At 71.9% G+C, this 17,279-nt stretch carries 16 protein-coding genes, 1 tRNA gene and 2 pseudogenes; 7 read left to right on the top strand and 12 right to left on the bottom strand.

Going from position 1 to position 17,279, the window contains the following annotated elements; translation table 11 throughout:
• Nucleotides 1–9: 9 nt before the first annotated feature.
• On the bottom strand, nucleotides 10–810 hold the full coding sequence (locus N8I87_RS16460) for an ABC transporter ATP-binding protein (RefSeq protein ID WP_263209557.1): 801 nt from the start codon (nucleotides 808–810) through the stop codon (nucleotides 10–12).
• A 398-nt stretch (nucleotides 811–1,208) separates the two neighbouring features.
• On the opposite strand from N8I87_RS16460, the gene N8I87_RS16455 reads away from it, so the two are divergent.
• Nucleotides 1,209–1,291 (top strand) — tRNA-Leu (locus N8I87_RS16455).
• 335 nt (nucleotides 1,292–1,626) lie between these two features.
• Complete coding sequence (locus N8I87_RS16450) at nucleotides 1,627–2,511, top strand: Bax inhibitor-1/YccA family protein (RefSeq protein WP_263209555.1); 885 nt, start codon at nucleotides 1,627–1,629, stop codon at nucleotides 2,509–2,511.
• An 87-nt stretch (nucleotides 2,512–2,598) separates the two neighbouring features.
• Here the strand turns inward: N8I87_RS16450 and N8I87_RS16445 are convergent, their stop codons facing one another.
• Nucleotides 2,599–2,829: a DUF4287 domain-containing protein gene (locus N8I87_RS16445; protein WP_263209554.1), complete on the bottom strand. Its 231-nt coding sequence runs from the start codon at nucleotides 2,827–2,829 to the stop codon at nucleotides 2,599–2,601.
• A gap of 101 nt (nucleotides 2,830–2,930) precedes the next feature.
• Here N8I87_RS16445 and N8I87_RS16440 point away from each other — a divergent pair, with 101 nt between their 5' ends.
• On the top strand, nucleotides 2,931–3,242 hold the full coding sequence (locus N8I87_RS16440) for a hypothetical protein (RefSeq protein ID WP_263209552.1): 312 nt from the start codon (nucleotides 2,931–2,933) through the stop codon (nucleotides 3,240–3,242).
• Nucleotides 3,243–3,284: 42 nt separating this feature from the next.
• On the opposite strand, the gene N8I87_RS16435 is transcribed toward N8I87_RS16440, so the two are convergent.
• The 3 genes from N8I87_RS16435 to N8I87_RS16425 form a co-directional block, all read right to left on the bottom strand.
• Nucleotides 3,285–4,088: a hypothetical protein gene (locus N8I87_RS16435; protein WP_263209550.1), complete on the bottom strand. Its 804-nt coding sequence runs from the start codon at nucleotides 4,086–4,088 to the stop codon at nucleotides 3,285–3,287.
• A 300-nt stretch (nucleotides 4,089–4,388) separates the two neighbouring features.
• The gene (locus N8I87_RS16430) at nucleotides 4,389–5,609 is read right to left on the bottom strand and encodes an acetyl-CoA C-acetyltransferase (RefSeq protein ID WP_263209549.1); all 1,221 of its coding nucleotides are present in this window, start codon (nucleotides 5,607–5,609) and stop codon (nucleotides 4,389–4,391) included.
• Between the two features lie 170 nt (nucleotides 5,610–5,779).
• Entirely contained in the window at nucleotides 5,780–6,865 is a 1,086-nt protein-coding gene (locus N8I87_RS16425) for an SGNH/GDSL hydrolase family protein (RefSeq protein WP_263209547.1), read from the bottom strand.
• 147 nt (nucleotides 6,866–7,012) lie between these two features.
• Here N8I87_RS16425 and N8I87_RS16420 point away from each other — a divergent pair, with 147 nt between their 5' ends.
• A complete protein-coding gene (locus N8I87_RS16420; protein ID WP_263209546.1) occupies nucleotides 7,013–8,404 on the top strand; it encodes a cystathionine beta-synthase in 1,392 nt (463 codons plus the stop codon).
• Between the two features lie 504 nt (nucleotides 8,405–8,908).
• On the opposite strand, the gene N8I87_RS16415 is transcribed toward N8I87_RS16420, so the two are convergent.
• Together N8I87_RS16415 and N8I87_RS16410 are read right to left on the bottom strand one after the other, a co-directional pair.
• Nucleotides 8,909–9,322 carry a hypothetical protein gene (locus N8I87_RS16415; RefSeq protein WP_263209544.1) on the bottom strand — a complete coding sequence of 138 codons (414 nt, stop codon included), beginning with the start codon at nucleotides 9,320–9,322 and terminating at the stop codon, nucleotides 8,909–8,911.
• Nucleotides 9,323–9,390: 68 nt separating this feature from the next.
• A complete protein-coding gene (locus N8I87_RS16410) occupies nucleotides 9,391–10,059 on the bottom strand; it encodes a carbonic anhydrase (protein WP_263209543.1) in 669 nt (222 codons plus the stop codon).
• 160 nt (nucleotides 10,060–10,219) lie between these two features.
• On the opposite strand from N8I87_RS16410, the gene N8I87_RS16405 reads away from it, so the two are divergent.
• The 3 genes from N8I87_RS16405 (at nucleotide 10,220) to N8I87_RS16395 (ending at nucleotide 13,294) form a co-directional block, all read left to right on the top strand.
• Nucleotides 10,220–11,716 carry an aromatic amino acid ammonia-lyase gene (locus N8I87_RS16405; protein ID WP_263209540.1) on the top strand — a complete coding sequence of 499 codons (1,497 nt, stop codon included), beginning with the start codon at nucleotides 10,220–10,222 and terminating at the stop codon, nucleotides 11,714–11,716.
• Entirely contained in the window at nucleotides 11,713–12,573 is an 861-nt protein-coding gene (locus N8I87_RS16400) for a MurR/RpiR family transcriptional regulator (protein ID WP_263209538.1), read from the top strand. Before N8I87_RS16405 ends, N8I87_RS16400 begins: the two co-directional genes overlap by 4 nt.
• 127 nt (nucleotides 12,574–12,700) lie before the next feature.
• On the top strand, nucleotides 12,701–13,294 hold the full coding sequence (locus N8I87_RS16395) for a hypothetical protein (protein WP_263209536.1): 594 nt from the start codon (nucleotides 12,701–12,703) through the stop codon (nucleotides 13,292–13,294).
• Between the two features lie 130 nt (nucleotides 13,295–13,424).
• Here N8I87_RS16395 and N8I87_RS16390 read toward each other — a convergent pair whose 3' ends face one another.
• From N8I87_RS16390 to N8I87_RS16370, 5 genes and pseudogenes are all read right to left on the bottom strand, one after another.
• On the bottom strand, nucleotides 13,425–13,799 hold the full coding sequence (locus N8I87_RS16390; protein WP_263209534.1) for a roadblock/LC7 domain-containing protein: 375 nt from the start codon (nucleotides 13,797–13,799) through the stop codon (nucleotides 13,425–13,427).
• A gap of 28 nt (nucleotides 13,800–13,827) precedes the next feature.
• Nucleotides 13,828–14,339: pseudogene (locus N8I87_RS16385) on the bottom strand (roadblock/LC7 domain-containing protein).
• 31 nt (nucleotides 14,340–14,370) lie between these two features.
• A pseudogene (locus N8I87_RS16380) lies at nucleotides 14,371–15,179 on the bottom strand (transcriptional regulator).
• Entirely contained in the window at nucleotides 15,176–15,565 is a 390-nt protein-coding gene (locus tag N8I87_RS16375) for a hypothetical protein (protein ID WP_263209533.1), read from the bottom strand. Before N8I87_RS16375 ends, N8I87_RS16380 begins: the two are co-directional and overlap by 4 nt.
• Before the next feature lie 170 nt (nucleotides 15,566–15,735).
• On the bottom strand, nucleotides 15,736–17,130 hold the full coding sequence (locus tag N8I87_RS16370; protein WP_263216503.1) for a type III PLP-dependent enzyme domain-containing protein: 1,395 nt from the start codon (nucleotides 17,128–17,130) through the stop codon (nucleotides 15,736–15,738).
• Between the last annotated feature and the right edge of the window lie 149 nt (nucleotides 17,131–17,279).

Below are 17,279 nucleotides of genomic sequence, written 5' to 3'. Positions count from 1 at the left end.
GGTCGGCGGTCAGCTGGTGCGGCCCTTGGCGTCGAACCCGGGGGTCTGGGGGTTCCCCCCAGAAGAACGCGGCATGCGGTCCAGCACCGAGTCCGCCGTGGGCGCGTGCAGCTCGTCGACGATCCGGCCGTCCGCGAGGAACACCACCCGGTCCGCGTAGGCCGCGGCCACCGGGTCGTGGGTCACCATCACCACCGTCTGGCCCAGCTCCCGGACGGAGTTGCGCAGGAAGCCGAGGACCTCGGCGCCGGAGCGCGAGTCGAGGTTTCCGGTCGGCTCGTCGCCGAAGATGATGTCGGGCCGGGAGGCGAGGGCGCGGGCTACGGCGACGCGCTGCTGCTGGCCGCCGGACAGCTGGGACGGGCGGTGGCCGAGGCGGTCCGCCAGGCCGACCATCCGGATCACCCGGTCGAGCCACTGCTTGTCCGGCTTACGGCCCGCGATGTCCATCGGCAGGGTGATGTTCTCCGCGGCCGTCAGCGTCGGCAGCAGGTTGAACGCCTGGAAAATGAACCCGATCTTGTCCCGGCGCAGCTTGGTCAGCTGCTTGTCCTTCAGCGAGCCGAGCTCGGTGTCGCCGATGCGCACGGACCCGGAGGAGAACGTGTCCAGACCGGCCACACAGTGCATCAGCGTCGACTTGCCGGACCCGGACGGGCCCATGATGGCGGTGAATTCGGCCTGCCGGAACTCGACGGAGACCCGGTCGAGGGCGACCACCTGGGTCTCGCCCTGTCCGTAGACCTTCGACAGATCCGTGGCGCGCGCGGCCACTGTGGTGGTCCGGTCGGCGATGGGTGTGGTGGTCACGGAAGGGCACTCCTGTCGGGACGGCGGTGTTCGTCGGTACTGATCCATCGTCCCGGCCGTCCACCGCCGAGTAGTCACCCGCTGTTCCCGTTCCGGAGACAGACTCCGGTCGGACCGGAGGGCGTCGTGTCATACCTGGGGATGACGTCCGACCCCGCGTCGGGGACGAGAAGACGTCAAGAACGGGTGGAGCCCCCTCGTTCGGACGGTGAAATTCCGTCATTCCGTGTACGCGCGTACCCACCGCACGTAACGCTATTGGCAAGTGCGGATGGCCCGTACCGCGGGCTGATGCTCCCTCAGACCTCAATAAAATAAGACAACATCGGGTCAGCCCTACCGCTGTTCGGGGGATGTATCCCGATAGGCTCGGGACCTCGTAGCGGAGCCCATGGCCTGCCCGGATGGTGGAATGCAGACACGGCGAGCTTAAACCTCGCTGCCCCTCGCGGGCGTACCGGTTCAAGTCCGGTTCCGGGCACTTCCCGCGCCTGCCCACGGCGCCACGGGATCGCCGTCTCTCCCCGCCGACAGGATCGAGCCGGGATCCGGGTTGCCGACCGGCGCCGTGGGGCATGGCGGCGCTGCGCGCCGGGCCCCCGGGGGCCGCCCGTTCGACCGACGGGTCTCCGGCCGGTTCCGGGCAGGTAGCGGGTTGGTCATGGAATGGGGCCCTCCGTGGCCGGGAATGACGCACCCGCGTAGCGTGTTGGCGTGCACGGCAAGGGAAAGATCCTCCCCAAGAACTAGGGTCAGTCTTTTGCCAACCTATTACTCTTGAGCCAAGGCCACGCAGGGTGGCCATGGAGGAGTGAAATGAGGAGCAGTAACCCGGTCTTCTCGCGACGGGGGTTCAGCCGCGACAACGGCTACGCGGGCTTCAACACCGCGCCGCAGGCCGGGTACGCGCAGGGCAACCCCTATGCCCAGGGCAACCCGTACGCCCAGGGCGGCAACCCCTACGCGCAGAACCCTTACGCCCAGCAGGACCAGCAGTACGGCGCCCCGCCGCAGGCCCCGGTCACCACCGGCCGGATGACGATGGACGACGTCGTCATGCGCTCGGCCATGACGCTCGGCACGGTCGTCGTCGGCGCCGTCCTCGCGTGGGCGGTGCTGCCGGTCTCGGCGACCAGCTACGGCCTGGCGTTCGTCTCCGCCATCATCGCGATGGTGCTGGCGCTCGTGCAGAGCTTCAAGCGCACCGCCTCGCCCGCGCTGATCCTGGGATACGCCGCCTTCGAGGGCGTCTTCCTCGGCGTGATCAGCGAGATGTACAACAGCCAGTGGAGCGGCGCCCCGTTCCAGGCGGTGCTCGGCACCATGGCGGTCACGGCCGCCACCCTGCTGGTCTACAAGGCCGGCTGGATCCGCGTCACGGCGCGATACGCCCGCATCGGCATGTCGATCGCCATCGCGTTCGTCCTGGTCATGGCGGTGAACCTGCTGCTGGTCGCGTTCGGTGTCGCCCCCGACGGCGGTCTGCGCAGCTTCGGCCCGCTGGGCGTGATCGTGGGCGTCATCGCCATCCTGCTCGGTGCCTTCTTCCTGACCCTCGACTTCAAGCAGATCGAGGACGGCATCGCCTACGGCGCGCCGCGCGAGGAGGCCTGGCTGGCCGCGTTCGGCCTGACCCTGACCCTCGTGTGGATCTACGTGGAGATGCTGCGGCTGGTGGCCATCTTCAGCAGCAACGACTAGCACACGGCGCGGCGCCGAGGTGCCGTCGCGGTGACGGAGAAGGGCCCCGGTGCATCCGGGGCCCTTCGTCGTATGCGTGGTGCGCGCCTAGAGCAGTTTGCGCGCGGCCCTCCTCAGGTCGTACTCATGAACGATTGCCTTGGCGTGGCCGTACGCGAGGTTGTGCTCGTGGCGTAGCCAGCTGACCTTCTCCTCGAAGCGGAAGAGAGCGGGGCCATCCTCGACGGCGCGAAGCCAGTCCGAGACTTCACGGCCGGTGCAGTGGGGGATGCGGGCGAGCAGATTGCGATGGGTCTCCTCGGAGAAGACTTGGGACATCGGCGCCTCCGGACGCATTCGATGAAGCCGGTCCTTCACGTCACCGTGCCTGAGCGTTGGCGTATTGGCAACAGTCCAGGTGCGACGCGTAGTCTCGCGGCGTGGTTGACACGACACCTCTGACCCGAGCCGTGGATCACTTCGCCGACCGGCTGCGCGCCGCGCCACAGAGCCGCCTCCAGCGGAGTGCCGCCGCCGAAGCGCTGGCGCTGGCCAGGGACTTGGCATTGCGTGCCCAGCGGATCGAGGATCCCTCGGGGGAGCCTCGGGAGATGCCGGACGCGGGCATGTTCGCGGTCGCCGACCAGATCACCGTGGCCGTACACGACTTGGCACTCGTGCTGAAAACCGACGCCGAGGTGGAGGAGGCGGTGACCTTGGTCGAGGAGGCACAGAAACGCGCCGGGGTCTGAGCGACCTCCGGCGCGGGGCGGCCGGGCCGCCGTGATCGTCGACTACGGGGACGCGATGACCCGGTCGGCGAGGATGTAGACGTTGTCCTCGCCGCACGCGAACGTCAGCGTGTACGCGCCCGAGATACCCGAGCCGCCGAGGAGGTACGGGTGCTCGCCGGCGCGCAGGGCGGCCGCGAGGCGCTCCGCCGTCTCACGGTGGCCCGGCGTCATGCACAGGGTCGTGCCGTCGGCGAAGACATAGACGTCGAGGGTGCCCAGCGGACCCGGACGGACATCGGCCAGCTCGACGCGGCACTCGGCCAGCTGCTCCAGCGCGATGACCGTGCGCTCGTGGTCGTTCATGACGGGCGACTGCACCGGTACGAAGTCGGGGTGCGAGGGGTGGCGGCGGCGGGCCGCGGCCAGCTCAGGGGAGTCGGCCGCGAACTCGTCGGCGTCCGTGGTCGGCTCGGTCACCGGCTCCAGCGGCTCCAGGCCCACGAAGTCGGCCTGCCGGGGCAGGAACATCTCGGTGTCCGCCAGAGTGTCCGCCAGACCGAGCAGGGAAGGCGCGTCGGAGGCGTCACGGGACTCCTGGGCGGCCCAGAACGCACGCGCCTCGGCGAGCTCCCGCTCCCGTTCCTCGGCGAGGGCCTCGGCCACCGCGGCACGTATCTCCTCGGCGTCGGCCGTGGTGCGGGCGGCGGGCAGCAGGGCGCGTGTCGCGGCCGCCTGGTTCGCGGCGAGCTGGGACTGCAGGGCCGCGACCTGGCGGCGCAGCACCAGTACGGTGCGCAGGACGGCGACGCCCACGGCACCGGTGGCGGCCGTGGTGAGCAGCAGGGCGAGGGGCATGGCGCTCACTGACGTACTCCCTGGTTCAAAGTCGACCCCCGACTTCCTACATCAGCTTGAAGGGTGGACTAACCAGCTGTCAGTGCGTAACGTCACGAATCGGACAGGGGCTTGCCCCTGGGTTTTGCCCGTACAACCGCTCTGACCTGCGTTGATATCTCCACTGAGGGAGATAGGTCACATCCTGGGGGAGATTGGATCACAAATCGACCCGACGTTCGGATTTGGAGTGAACGCCGGGCCGAATGGTCACGCTGGGTCCCGCACCGATCACCGTGCGGGACCCGTCCGGCTCACCGGATCACCGGATCAGCTGAGGCGCTCGATCACCATCGCCATGCCCTGGCCGCCGCCGACGCACATCGTCTCCAGACCGAACTGCTTGTCGTGGAACTGGAGGGAATTGATGAGCGTGCCGGTGATGCGGGCGCCGGTCATGCCGAAGGGGTGGCCGACGGCGATGGCGCCGCCGTTGACGTTCAGCTTGTCGAGGTCGATGCCGAGGTCCCGGTAGGAGGGGATCACCTGGGCGGCGAAGGCCTCGTTGATCTCGACCAGGTCGATGTCGTCGATGGTCAGGCCGGCGCGGCGCAGCGCCTGCTGGGAGGCCTCGACCGGGCCGAGGCCCATGATCTCGGGGGACAGGCCGGAGACACCGGTCGACACGATGCGGGCGAGCGGGGTCAGGCCGAGCTCGCGGGCCTTGGTGTCGCTCATGACGACCACCGCGGCGGCGCCGTCGTTCAGCGGGCAGCAGTTGGCGGCGGTGACCATGCCGTCGGGGCGGAAGACCGGCTTGAGGCCCGCCACGCCCTCCAGGGTGACGCCGGCGCGCGGGCCGTCGTCCTTGCTGACCACCGTGCCGTCCGGGAGGGTCACCGGGGTGATCTCGCGCTCCCAGAAGCCGTTCTTGATGGCCTCTTCGGCGAGGTTCTGCGAGCGGACGCCGAACTCGTCCATGTCCTGGCGGGTGACGCCCTTCAGGCGGGCGAGGTTCTCCGCGGTCTGGCCCATGGCGATGTAGGCGTCGGGGACGAGGCCGTCCTCGCGCGGGTCGTGCCAGGTCGTGCCCTCCTGCTGCGCCACGGCGGCGGTGCGGGCCTCGGCCTCGGCGAAGAAGGGGTTGTGGGTGTCCGGGAGTTCGTCGGAGCTGCCCTTGGCGAACCGGGAGACCATCTCGACACCGGCCGAGATGAAGACGTCGCCCTCGCCGGCCTTGATGGCGTGCAGTGCCATGCGGCTCGTCTGGAGGGACGAGGAGCAGTACCGGGTGATCGTGCAGCCGGGCAGGTGGTCCATGCCCATCCGGACGGCGATGATGCGGCCGAGGTTGTAGCCCTGCTCGCCGCCCGGGAGGCCGCAGCCGAGCATCAGGTCGTCGATGTCCTTCGGGTCCAGCTCGGGGATCTTGGCGAGCGCCGCCTGGATGATGGTCGCGGTCAGGTCGTCGGGGCGCAGCTCCTTGAGGGAACCCTTGCCGGCGCGGCCGATCGGGGAACGGGCGGTCGAGACGATGACGGCTTCGGGCATCACGGCTCCATTGACATACGGGGGTTTTGGCGGCTGGTTGGGAAGTTACCCGTACGTATGGCCCTGGTCACGTGTGCGGCGGTGTGACCCTGACCGCAATTGTCTAAGCGCTTGCTTGGCGCCCCGGCCGTCCCGGGGCGCCCACAACGCCCACAACACTCACACTCCGCCTATACCCACCCGCTCCCCGACTCGGTCGGCTGGGACGCGGGTTCCTGGGAGGCGGATTCCGGCACGGAAGGCTCCGCCGGGGCGGGCGCCGCCTCCGGTACGCGCCGCCGCCTGCGGCGCTTGAGCAGTGCCCATGGACCCCGGGGGCCGGTCGGCATCGCCGCCGTGACCTCCGTGCCCGCCTCCGAGGCGGCCTCGGCCGCGGCGCGGGCGACCGGCAGGAAGCCCTCGCGCCGGGAGACGTCCGGCCGCTCCTCCTCCGCCGGCCACAGGCCCAGGGTCGCGCAGACGGTCGGCAGCACCGCCATCGCCGCCGTGGCATAGCCCTCCGCCGAGGGGTGGTAGTTGTCGGGGCCGAAGAGTTCGCGCGGGTTCGCCGCGAACTCGGGGCCCAGCAGATCGCCGAGGGACACCGTGCGGCCCCCCTGTTCCACCACGCCGATCGTCTGGGCCGCCGCCAGCTGCCGTGAGGCCCGGCGGGCCAGCCAGCGCAGCGGCTGCTGCACCGGTTCGATCGTGCCCAGGTCCGGACAGGTGCCGACGACGACCTCGGCGCCGGCCGTGCGCAGCCGTCGTACCGCCGCCGACAGATGGCGCACGGAGCGGGTCGGCGGCATCCGGTGTGTCACGTCGTTCGCGCCGATCATGATCACGCAGACGTCCGGGACCGGAAAGGGCGAGGACAGCACCAGGGCCACCTGGCGGTCCAGGTCGTCGGACTGGGCCCCGGGCAGGGCGACGTTGCGCAGGTCCACCGGCCGCTCCGCCACCGCCGCCAGCCCGTGGGCCAGCAGCGCGCCCGGCGTCTGGCCCGCCCGGTGCACGCCCTGGCCCGCCGCCGTGGAATCGCCGAGCAGCGTCAGCCGCAGCGGCGGTTCACCGGGGATGTCATAGGAGTCGCCGTACAGGCCGTCGGCCGCCGGCACATGGTTGTTCGTGCCGTTGCCCACCCGGCTCCTGGCCATCCGTACCTCGGCCAGCACCAGGCCGACGGCGGCCGCGCCGACCAGCCCGACCCCGCCGCCGCCGTACGCCGCACCGGCCGCGATCCGCCGGGCCACCCTCGCCCTCGACATGCTCGTCATGCGTCGCCGCCACCTCCTCGTAGCCGTACATCCACTCATTGCCCCGTACCGGCCGTCGGCCAATCTCAACCGGGAGTGAACGCACTTCCCGGGCCGTAGGCTGGCGGAACAATCACGACCATTTTTTGAAAGCGACCGGAGACAACGGTGCGATTCCACGACTCGATGATCAGCCTCGTCGGCAACACCCCGCTGCTGAGGCTCAACAGCGTGACCAAGGGCATCCGGGCGACGGTCCTGGCCAAGGTGGAGTACTTCAACCCGGGCGGTTCCGTGAAGGACCGCATCGCCCTGCGCATGATCGAGGCCGCCGAGGAGAGCGGGGAGCTCAAGCCGGGTGGCACGATCGTGGAGCCGACCAGCGGAAACACGGGTGTCGGACTGGCGATCGTGGCCCAGCAGAAGGGCTACAAGTGCATCTTCGTGTGCCCCGACAAGGTGAGCACCGACAAGATCAACGTCCTGCGTGCCTACGGCGCCGAGGTCGTCGTCTGCCCGACCGCGGTGGCCCCCGAGCACCCGGACTCGTACTACAACGTGTCGGACCGGCTGGTGCGCGAGACGCCCGGAGCCTGGAAGCCCGACCAGTACTCCAACCCCAACAACCCCCTCTCTCACTATCACTCGACCGGCCCCGAGCTGTGGGAGCAGACCGAGGGGAAGATCACCCACTTCGTGGCGGGCGTCGGCACCGGCGGCACCATCTCCGGCACCGGCCGCTATCTGAAGGACGTCAGCGACGGCCGGGTGCAGGTCGTCGGCGCCGACCCCGAGGGCTCCGTCTACTCCGGCGGCTCCGGGCGGCCGTACCTGGTCGAGGGCGTCGGTGAGGACTTCTGGCCGACGGCCTACGACCGCACCGTCGCGGACGAGATCGTCGCCGTGTCCGACAAGGACTCCTTCCAGATGACCCGGCGCCTGGCGAAGGAGGAGGGCCTGCTGGTCGGCGGCTCCTGCGGCATGGCCGTGGTCGCCGCCCTGCGGGTCGCCGAGCGGCTGGGCCCGGACGACGTCGTGGTCGTCCTGCTGCCCGACAGCGGCCGCGGCTACCTCAGCAAGATCTTCAACGACGAGTGGATGGCCGACTACGGCTTCCTGGAGGACGAGGGCCCCAGCGCCCGCGTCGCCGACGTCCTCAACGACAAGGAGGGCGGCTCCATCCCGTCCCTCGTGCACATGCACCCGGAGGAGACCGTCGGCCAGGCCATCGAGGTGCTGCGCGAGTACGGCGTCTCGCAGATGCCGGTCGTGAAGCCGGGCGCTGGTCACCCGGACGTGATGGCCGCCGAGGTCGTCGGGTCGGTCGTGGAGCGGGAGCTGCTCGACGCCCTGTTCAACAAGCGGGCCTCGCTCGACGACCCGCTGGAGAAGCACATGGGCGCCCCGCTGCCCCAGGTCGGCTCCGGTGAGCCGGTCGCGGACCTGATGTCCGTGCTCGGTGAGGCGGACGCGGCGATCGTCCTCGTCGAGGGCAAGCCCACCGGTGTGGTCAGCCGGCAGGACCTGCTGGCCTTCCTCGCCAAGGGCGGGAAGCAGTAGGGCGGGAGGGAGCAGGCGGGGGCAGTGGCCAACGTCCGGTGAACTGCCCGTTGCGGCACCGAACTTGGGGTGCCGCGTCCGGATGGTGGACTTCGCGGAAGTGGTACGAGCGCGTCACGTGCGCGCAGCACCCGCTTAACACGGGTCCGGCACATTAGTGGGTGTCGGCAGGGCGGGATCGGCTCCCCGCCCAGGCCGGCCCCGAACGGCGCCAAGGACCTCCGGAGCGGCTCCCGGACCTCCATGGACGCCACGGACGCGCAGCCCGGCCCTGACCCGGCCCGCGTCCCTCGCGGGGACCGCCGTCGTCCCGCCCCCCGGCAACGGGGGTGCGGCGGTCCCCGCGCACCCCCCTTGCGGCTGAACCGCCGCCGCTCTCGCGGAAGTGGTTGCCCGTCTTTTGCGGCTGAACCGCCGCCGCTCTCGCGGAGGTGGTTGCTCGCCGTCGTGGTTCCTCAATTTGATGGTTGCGGCCGTCGTCGCCTTCAACTGTCGAGCAACGACTCAGTCCTCGCGGTCCGGGCGGTGGAACAGGCCGGGATTGAGGCGTACGGCCTGGACCATGTTGACGCCGACGATGCCGATCCAGGTGGCGATGAGGCCGGGCAGGTGTCCGAGGCCGCCGCCGATCGCGGAGAGCGGGATCGCCAGCACCAGCGAGACGATGGCGAAGCCGAAGCGCTCGCCCCATGAGTCCGTTCCCTTCGGGGACCTGGCCCCGCGGGCGACCTGCATCCGCTGCTCGGCGAACTGCCTGCGCAGCCGGCGCTCGACCGCGGCGTCGATCCGCTGGTCGACCTTCTCCAGGAAGGAGTCGACCAGTGCGGGCTCGTACTCCTCGCCGAGTTCCCCGCGGGCCCGCAACGTGGCGTCGAGTTCCTTCTTCAGGTCGGCGTCCTGCGCTTCCATTCCCGTCATACGGGCCACGTTAGGGAGCCGGGGTCCGCGCCGCACTGGGGCTAGCCCCCCTGTCCGTGCCGGGGCTGTCAGGGCAGCAGGGAGACGAGCCCGGTGTCGAGGTCGAAGCGGGCGGCGTCGACCCGGGCCGAGGTGAACGCCGGGTCGGCGCGGATGGCGTCGCGGACCCAGGCGGTGTGGGCCCGCATGGCGTGCTCGGCCCAGTCGCCGGGGACCGCGCGGGTGCGGTGCGCGGCGGGGGCGATCTCGGCAACCAGCAGCTCCAGATGTCCCGGCACGGGCGCCCCGGACCGCAGATGGTCGAGCGTCGCCGCGATCGCCCCGCACCGCTCGTGCCCGAGGACCAGCACCAGGGGGATGCGCAGTTCCTCGACGCCGTACTGGATGGACCCGAGCACCGCCTCGTCGAGGACCTCGCCCGCGGTCCTGGTGCACAGCAGGTCCCCGAGCCCCTGGTCGAAGACCAGCTCCGGCGGTACGCGCGAGTCGACGCAGCCGACGATCACCGCGAACGGCCGCTGCCCGGCCGCGAGTGTCCGGCGCACCCCTCCTGACTCGTGCGGGTGCCGGGGGCGCCCGGAGGCGAAGCGCCGGTTGCCGGCGAGCAGTTGGTCGAGTGCCGCGCGGGCGGTGACCGGGCCGGGGCGGGGGCGGGGGACACCTGCCGTCGGCGGCGGGGCGGCGGCCAGCGTGCCGACGGCCGTGGCGGCCAGAAAGGTCCTGCGGTTGGAGGCCATGGCGCTTCCTCCGGTGTCGTGCCTGCAGCGCACCATCACCGTACGCATCCATCGAGTCACTTTGCGTGGCTATTTAACGACTCTTGGTGTCCCTTGCCCGGCTGCATAGCATCATGCAGAGTTCTTGTTGGGTGAATAGGTCGACCGAACAGAGAGGGGCATGGTGGACGCACCCGCATCCGTGCGCTCCGGACTCGTGGTCCTCGACGGGATCGGCCTCGGCGTCGAGGACGTCGTGCGTCTCGCCGACGGCACCGTGCGGCCCGTTGCGGGGAGCGACGCGATGCGGCGCGCGGAGGAGTCCTGGAACGCCGCCCGGCAGATCGCCGCCACCGGACGCGTGTACGGCCGCTCCACCGGCGTGGGCGCCAACCGCAACGAGGACGTGCCGACCGACGCCGCCGCCGGACACGGGCTGCGCCTGCTGCGCAGCCACGCCGGCGCCATCGGCGCGGAGCTGCCCGCCCGCCAGGTGCGGGCGATGCTCGCCATCCGCGCCAACCAGCTGCTCGCCGGCGGCGCCGGACTGCGGCCCGGCGTGATCACGGCCCTGTGCGAGGCACTGGAGTCGGGCGCGTACCCGGTCGTCAACGAGTTCGGCTCGGTCGGCACCGGCGACATCGCGGCGCTCGCGCAGACCGGGCTCGCGCTGGTCGGGGAGCACCCGTGGCGGGGCGCCGAGCCGCCCGCGCCCCAGCCCCTCGACAACAACGACGCCCTCGCCCTGATCAGCAGCAACGCACTCACTCTCGGCCAGTCCGCGCTCGCCCTGCACGAACTGCGCGGGCTCATCGAGGCCACCCAGGTCGCCGCCGCCCTGTCGCTGCTCGCCGTCGACGGCTCGCACGAGGCGTACGCCGCCCCCGTCCATGCCGCCCGACCGCACCGGGGCAGTGCCGAGGTCGCCCGGCGGATGCGGCGGCTGACCGGCGCCGCGGACCGGCCGGTGCCCCCGCTCGGCCGGATCCAGGACCCCTACGGCTTCCGCTGCCTGCCCCAGATCCACGGCCCCGCCCATGACGCTGCGGACGCGCTGGAGCACGTGCTGAGCGTGGAGATCAACGCGGCCGCGGAGAACCCGCTCATCTCCCCCGAGGACCTGGCCGCCTACCACCACGGCGGCTTCTACCAGGCCCAACTCGCCCTCGCCCTGGACCACTTCAGGCTCGCGGTCACCCAGGTGGCCCGGCTGTCGACCTCCCGCCTGTCCACCCTCAACGAGCCCGCCTACACCCGACTGCGCCCCTTTCTGGCGGACCACGAGCCCGCCTCGTCCGGCGTGATGATCCTGGAGTACGCCGCCGGAGCCGCCCTCGGCGATCTGCGGGCTTTTTCGGCCCCCGCGTCGCTCGGGCACGCTGTACTCTCCCGTGGCGTCGAGGAACAGGCCAGTTTCGCCTCGCTGGCCGCCCGCCAGACGCTGCGCGCCTGTGGTGCGTACCGTCTGGTAATCGGCTGCGAACTCGTGGCCGCCGTACGGGCGCTGCGCCAGCGCGATCTGAAGCCCGACCCGGAACTTCCGGCCGCGCGGGCAATGGCGCTCGCCGAGTCGGTGCTCGACGAGGACCCGGCCGACCGCCCGCTCACGCACGACGTGACGTCGGCGGCCGCACTGCTTGACCGGTTCACGGACATCTGGAGGGGGAGCGGGACATGAGCGTCGACAGGAGTACGGGTGTGACGGACAGCCCTGCCACACGGCTGCAGGCGCTGTTCGAGGGGCACCGGCTCACACCGACCCAGCGGCGCATCGCGCACAGCATGGTGCGGCGGGCCGCCGACGTGCCGTTCCTGTCCAGCGTGGAGCTGGCCGAACTGGCCGGGGTCAGCCAGCCGTCCGTGACCCGCTTCGCGGTCGCCCTCGGCTTCGACGGCTACCCGGCCCTGCGCAGGCATCTGCGCGAGGTCGTGCCGGCCGAACCCGCCGCGGGCCCGGGCTCGTACAACGAGTACCAGCAGGCTGTCGAGGCCGAGATCGAGAACCTGCGGCACCTGGCCGAGGTGCTGGCCGACCCGCGGCCGGTGCAGAAGGCCGGCCGGATCCTCGCCGCCTCCCGCCCGCTGCCCGTGCTCGGACTGCGGGCCGCGGCCTCCCAGGCCTACGGCTTCGCGTACTTCGCCGCCAAGGTCCACCCGGACGTCCGGCTGCTCGACCAGGGCGGCACGATGGTCAACGACCGCATCGACGCGGCCGTGCGCGCGGGCGCCTCGGCCCTTCTGTGCTTCGCGCTGCCGCGGCATCCGCGCGAGGTCGTCGACACCCTGGCGTACGCCAAGGAGTGCGGACTGACGGTCGTCGCGGTCGCCGACTCGGCCTTCGCGCCGGTCGCCAAGTACTCCGACCTGCTGCTGCCGGCCGCCGTCGGCACCGGGCTCGCCTTCGACACCGCGTGCGCGCCCATGCTGCTGGGACGGGTGCTTCTTGAGGCCATGTGCGACGACCTGCCGGACGCGCAGGCCCGGCTGGAGGAGTTCGACGCGCGGGCGACGGCACGCGGGCTGTTCGTGGACTGACCCGGCGACCCCCGCCGCGCCGCTCTCAGACTCGTCTCACCTTCGCTGGTTAGCGTGCCCGCCCGACAGGACTGTGCGGACAGGGCTGTGCGGACAGGACTGTGCCGCGAGGACGAGGAGGCGGAGCGTGGCGCGCGGAGCACGCGGAGGACAGGGACTGGCCCGGGTGGCCGTCGTCGTACGGGCCGGGGCGGCGCCGCTGTGGTGGTGCGGGGTGTTCGCGGCGGGCATCGGCGTCCTGCCGCCCGGGGTGACCGGGCGCCGTATCGGCGTCATGGCCGGGGCCGCACTTTTCATCGTCGGCGCCGCCGTCGTGGCGTACGCGCGCCGACGGCGCTACGCCGCCCTGGCCCGGGGCACGGCCCGTGCGGGCAGGCACGATGTCCTCCAGGACCGTGCGGTGACCGTGCGCAACTGGCGCCGGGGCCACCGCTGGTGGCTGCTGCTCGCCTTCGCCGTCGCGCTCGGCAGCTCCTTCGCCGTGCCCGCGGCGGGCGGCATGCTGCTGGCCGGGACCGGCGCCGGACTGCGGCTGAAGGCCGCCTGGCTGGGCCGCCGCGAGCGGGCCGAGGACACCCTGCTGTGGCTGCGCGTCGACTGGCTCGACGGGCGCGGCGGGCGTCCCGCGGGCAAGGCCGTCAAGGCCTACCGCGGGACCGGCGTCGCGGCGGGCGACGCGGCCCCGGGCGGGGCCCGCCGCCGCACCGCGGCGCTCGTCTGACTCGGATCCGTCGGACCCGTCCGGCTCGGACCCGTCCGGCTCGGACCCGTCCGGCTCGGACCCGTCCGGCTCGGACCCGTCCGGCTCGGACCCGTCCGGCTCGGACCCGTCCGGCTCGGACCCGTCCGGCTCAGACCTCCAGGTCCTCCTCGATCCTCTTGAGCTGGTGCCGGGCCATCGCCAGGTTGGCCCGGGACTGGTCGAGGACCAGGTACAGGAACAGACCGTTGCCGCCGCGACCCTTGAGCAGCCGGATCAGGTGGTACTGGTTGGACAGCGTGATCAGGATGTCCTCGATGTCGCCCTTCAGACCGAGGTGCTCCATGGTGCGCATCTTGGCGCGGATCACGTCCGTGTTGCCGGCGGCGGCCACGTTCAGGTCGAAGCTCTTGCTGCCTCCCATCGTGCCCAGCGCCATGCCGCTGGTGTAGTCGACGAGCGCGACTCCGGTGGCACCTTCGATGGAGGTGAGGGCCTCTTTGAGCGAGGTCTCGGCGTTGGCCATGGTGCTGCCTCTTTTCCTTTGCTGCTTCTCAACTGTCGGTTGCGGTGCGCGCGTCGGTCGCCGGGCGCGCTTCGCCTGCGGTGGTTCGTGGTGTGCGGGTGGCTCTCGTGCGCACGGCGGGGGTCCTGGCCGCGGGGCCCGCTCGCACGGCCCGCTTGGCCGCGGCGGCCTCCGCCGCGTCGACCAGCTCCCCGATCCGGGCGCCGCCCGGCGGCCCTCCAGGTGCAGTCGGCCGACGTTGACCCGGTCCTGGGCGAGCAGGGTCAGCACGGCGCTGCGGCCCGCCGCGTAGGTGGCGACATAGCCGTCCATGCCGCGGACCAGCAGTTCCCGGAAGTCGCCCTGCCCGGTGGCGTCCGCCATCCGCACGGCGACGCCGAGCGCGGCCGCGGTGAGCGCGGCCAGGCTCTCCGGGTCGACGCCGGGGGCGTCCTGGGCGACGACCAGGCCGTCCACACCGGCCGCCAGGGCCCCGGTGAGCTGGGGAACGCGGCTGCGCAGCCGGCGCAGCTCGTCCAGGATGTCGGACTCGGCCGCCATCAGATCTCTCCTCTCGGCGGGTCGTTGCCGTTCAAAGGGCCTCCAGCGCATTCCTGAGCCTCTTCAGCAGCGCGATGTCGGGGTCGGTGACCTGGGGAAGGGGCGGGGGTGCCGGTCCGGGCACCGTGGGACCCGGCGAGACGAGTCCCGCCGCCGCCAGCCGGCGTATGTCCACCAGCGTGTGGAACGCCTTCCGGCCCAGCTCCCTGGCTATGTCCAGGGCCGTACGGACGCCGTTCACCCGCTCCAGGACCGCCTGCTGGCGGGTCGAGACCGGCGGCGCGGCCACCGGGTCGGCCCGGATCAGCGGACCGCTGTCGGTCGCCGGGTCCGGCCAGATGCGGTGCAGCAGGGCGCGGCGGCGCAGCGTCTCCCGCTCCAGGGCGATGACCGGCACCGGGCACAGGGTGGCCGGGCGGGGCGCCGCGCCGTACCGGAAACGGCCCGGGGTGCTGCTGGGCGACAGGGCGAAGTACCCGGCGTCGTACAGCGCGCCCAGGTGGCACAGTTCCAGCGTGCCCGTGGTCAGCCGTAGGCCTCCAGCAGCCGGTGGGCGGTGCCGGGCGCGCCGTCGGCCCGGCCCGCGGCCCGCAGCCAGTCCGCCGCGTCGAGCGTGCCGTGGGCCGTGAGGAGCACGTCGAGGCCGGGGGCGAGGGGGCTTTCGGCGTGCACCACGCGGCCCTCGGCGAGGTGCAGGCTGCCGTGCTCGCGGACGAGGACGCCGGTGGCCCGCTCGTCGGCGAGCCGGGTCAGCATCGGTGAGAGGCCGCCCTGGCCGCGCTCGTGTGCGCCGACCTTGTCCCGTACGGGCAGGGGCGGAGGCGTCCCGACCATGGTCATGCCAGTACCAGCCGATCCGCCATCTCGCCGAGCCGGATGCGGGCGAGCGCGAGGTTGCCGTCCGCCCTGGCCAGCCACAGATGCAGGAACACGGTGCTGTCGAAGGACGTGACCACGAACCGCAGCAGGTGGTAGCTGTCGTGGTTGCTGACGATCAGGTCCTCGACCGGTGGCCGCTCGCCGTCCGGGTCACCGGACGCGAACGCCCCGTGCTCGGCGGCCAGCCGGGCCAGTTCGGCGGCCTCGGCCGCGGTCGTCTCGTGGTCACCGCCGGGAGCCTCCCCGACGGTGCCCAGGGCCAGTCCGCTCGTCCAGTCCACGAGCGCCGCGCCCCGGGCACCGGGCAGTCGCATCGCTTCCAGCAGGCACTCGTCGATTCCGGGCACCGCGGTTCCCCTCCCACCTGGAACTCCGGCTGAGTGACGGAGACACTACGCAACGTGTGCGGGGGGAGTGACTCTTCTGGCATTTTCCGGTGGAACATGCGTCCGTGGGGCTAGGGTGGGTCAACTTGCCTGCATGTCACTCCAGTTGACCGCCGTAACGGTGGGGTGCGTCAACGGCTTCCGGCTGCCCCGAGGGTGGTGAGGGCGGATGCGTGCGCCCCTCCCGAATCGGCCACGATCTGATCGAGCGTCTGCGGCTCGCGCACCGTCGCGAAGGCCACGCCGCCCGACCCGTCGGGCACGAAGCCGTGGATCCCGGGCCGGACGAGGGAGTTGTACGCGTAGTGGTGGGCGAAGTAGTACGCGCCCGTGTCCAGCGCCGCCGCGTAGTCGCCCGGCTCCAGCGGTGGCAGGGCGCGCCCCTCGGCGAGCAGGTCGCCCGAGAAACAGGCGGGACCCGCGACGTCCTGCACCACCTCGGGCCCGGGCTTGGGGCGCCCCTTCGCGTCGTACGCGGCGATCCTGAGCGGCCACGCCCCCGGCACGTACACCGTCCGCGTCGCCACCTGCACACCCGCGTGCGTCACCGCGACCCGTCGTCCGCCGGCGCTCTTGGTGTACTCCACCCGTGCCACCACGGTCCCGTGCTTGGCCAGCAGCGACCGGCCGAACTCGGTCACCAGCCCGTACCGCCCGTCGAACAGCCCCGGCACCGCCTCGCCCAGCAGCCGCGCGTACTCCGCATACGTCGGTGTCGTCGCGTCCGACTCGAAGTTCACCGGCAGCCCGCCCCCGATGTCGAGCGTGTCGATCTGCCGCCGCCCCACGCGCGCGTTGATCTCCTCGGCGAGCGCGTACGTCTCCGCCACGCCCTGCGCCATGAGCGCCAGCGGAATGCCCTGCGAGCCGGTGTGCGCATGCAGCCGGGTCAGCCACGGACGGTCCGCGTACGCCCCCACGACCCACTCCCGGGCCCCCTCGTCGCGCAGTGCCACCCCGAACTTCGAGGTCGCCGTCGCCGTCGAGGTCGCCTCGATCGAACCACCGCCGACCTGCGGATTCACCCGGATTCCCAGCGGGGAGCGGCTGGGGGCCGACCGCATCAGCGCGTCGATGCGGTCCAGTTCCTGCGGGCTGTCCGCGTTGACGGCGATCCCCAGCGCCAGCGCCTCGCGCAGTTCGGCCCGGGTCTTGGCGGGCGAGTCGAGGACGGTGCGGGCCGGCGGGATCCCGGCGGCCCGGGCCAGCGCCAGCTCGCCCGGACTGGCCACCTCCGCGCCCACACCCTCCTGGTCCAGCAGCCGCAGCACCGGTACCAGCGGGGTCGCCTTCACCGCGAAGGCGTGCAGCACCGGCGTCCCCGGTGCCACCACCGCGTCGAACGCCGCCCGCAGCGCCGCCGCCGACTCCCGGATCCCGGTGACGTCCAGCAGCCCGGCGACGGGTGCCGAGGGCCCGACCAGTCCCCGCTCCACGGCGGCCCGCACCGCCTCGTCGCGCCGGGCGACCCGCTCCGCGTCGTCCCCGTACCCGTCGCCCTCGTACCCGGCGTCACCGCCGCCCATGACGCCCCCCGCCCTGCCGCTGTCCGCACCCATGCATCCAGCCAAACACCCGCGACGCGCAGATGCCCGCACGCCGATGTATTGACTAGTTCTATTCAGAGCGCCAGGATGTGAATAGACACAGTAACAATCCACTGGGAGCAATCCGC

Source organism: Streptomyces sp. HUAS 15-9, assembly GCF_025642155.1.
Taxonomy (GTDB): Bacteria; Actinomycetota; Actinomycetes; order Streptomycetales; family Streptomycetaceae; genus Streptomyces.
Note: the sequence above shows the minus strand (reverse complement) of the source record. Positions and strands in the feature narration are given on the sequence as shown.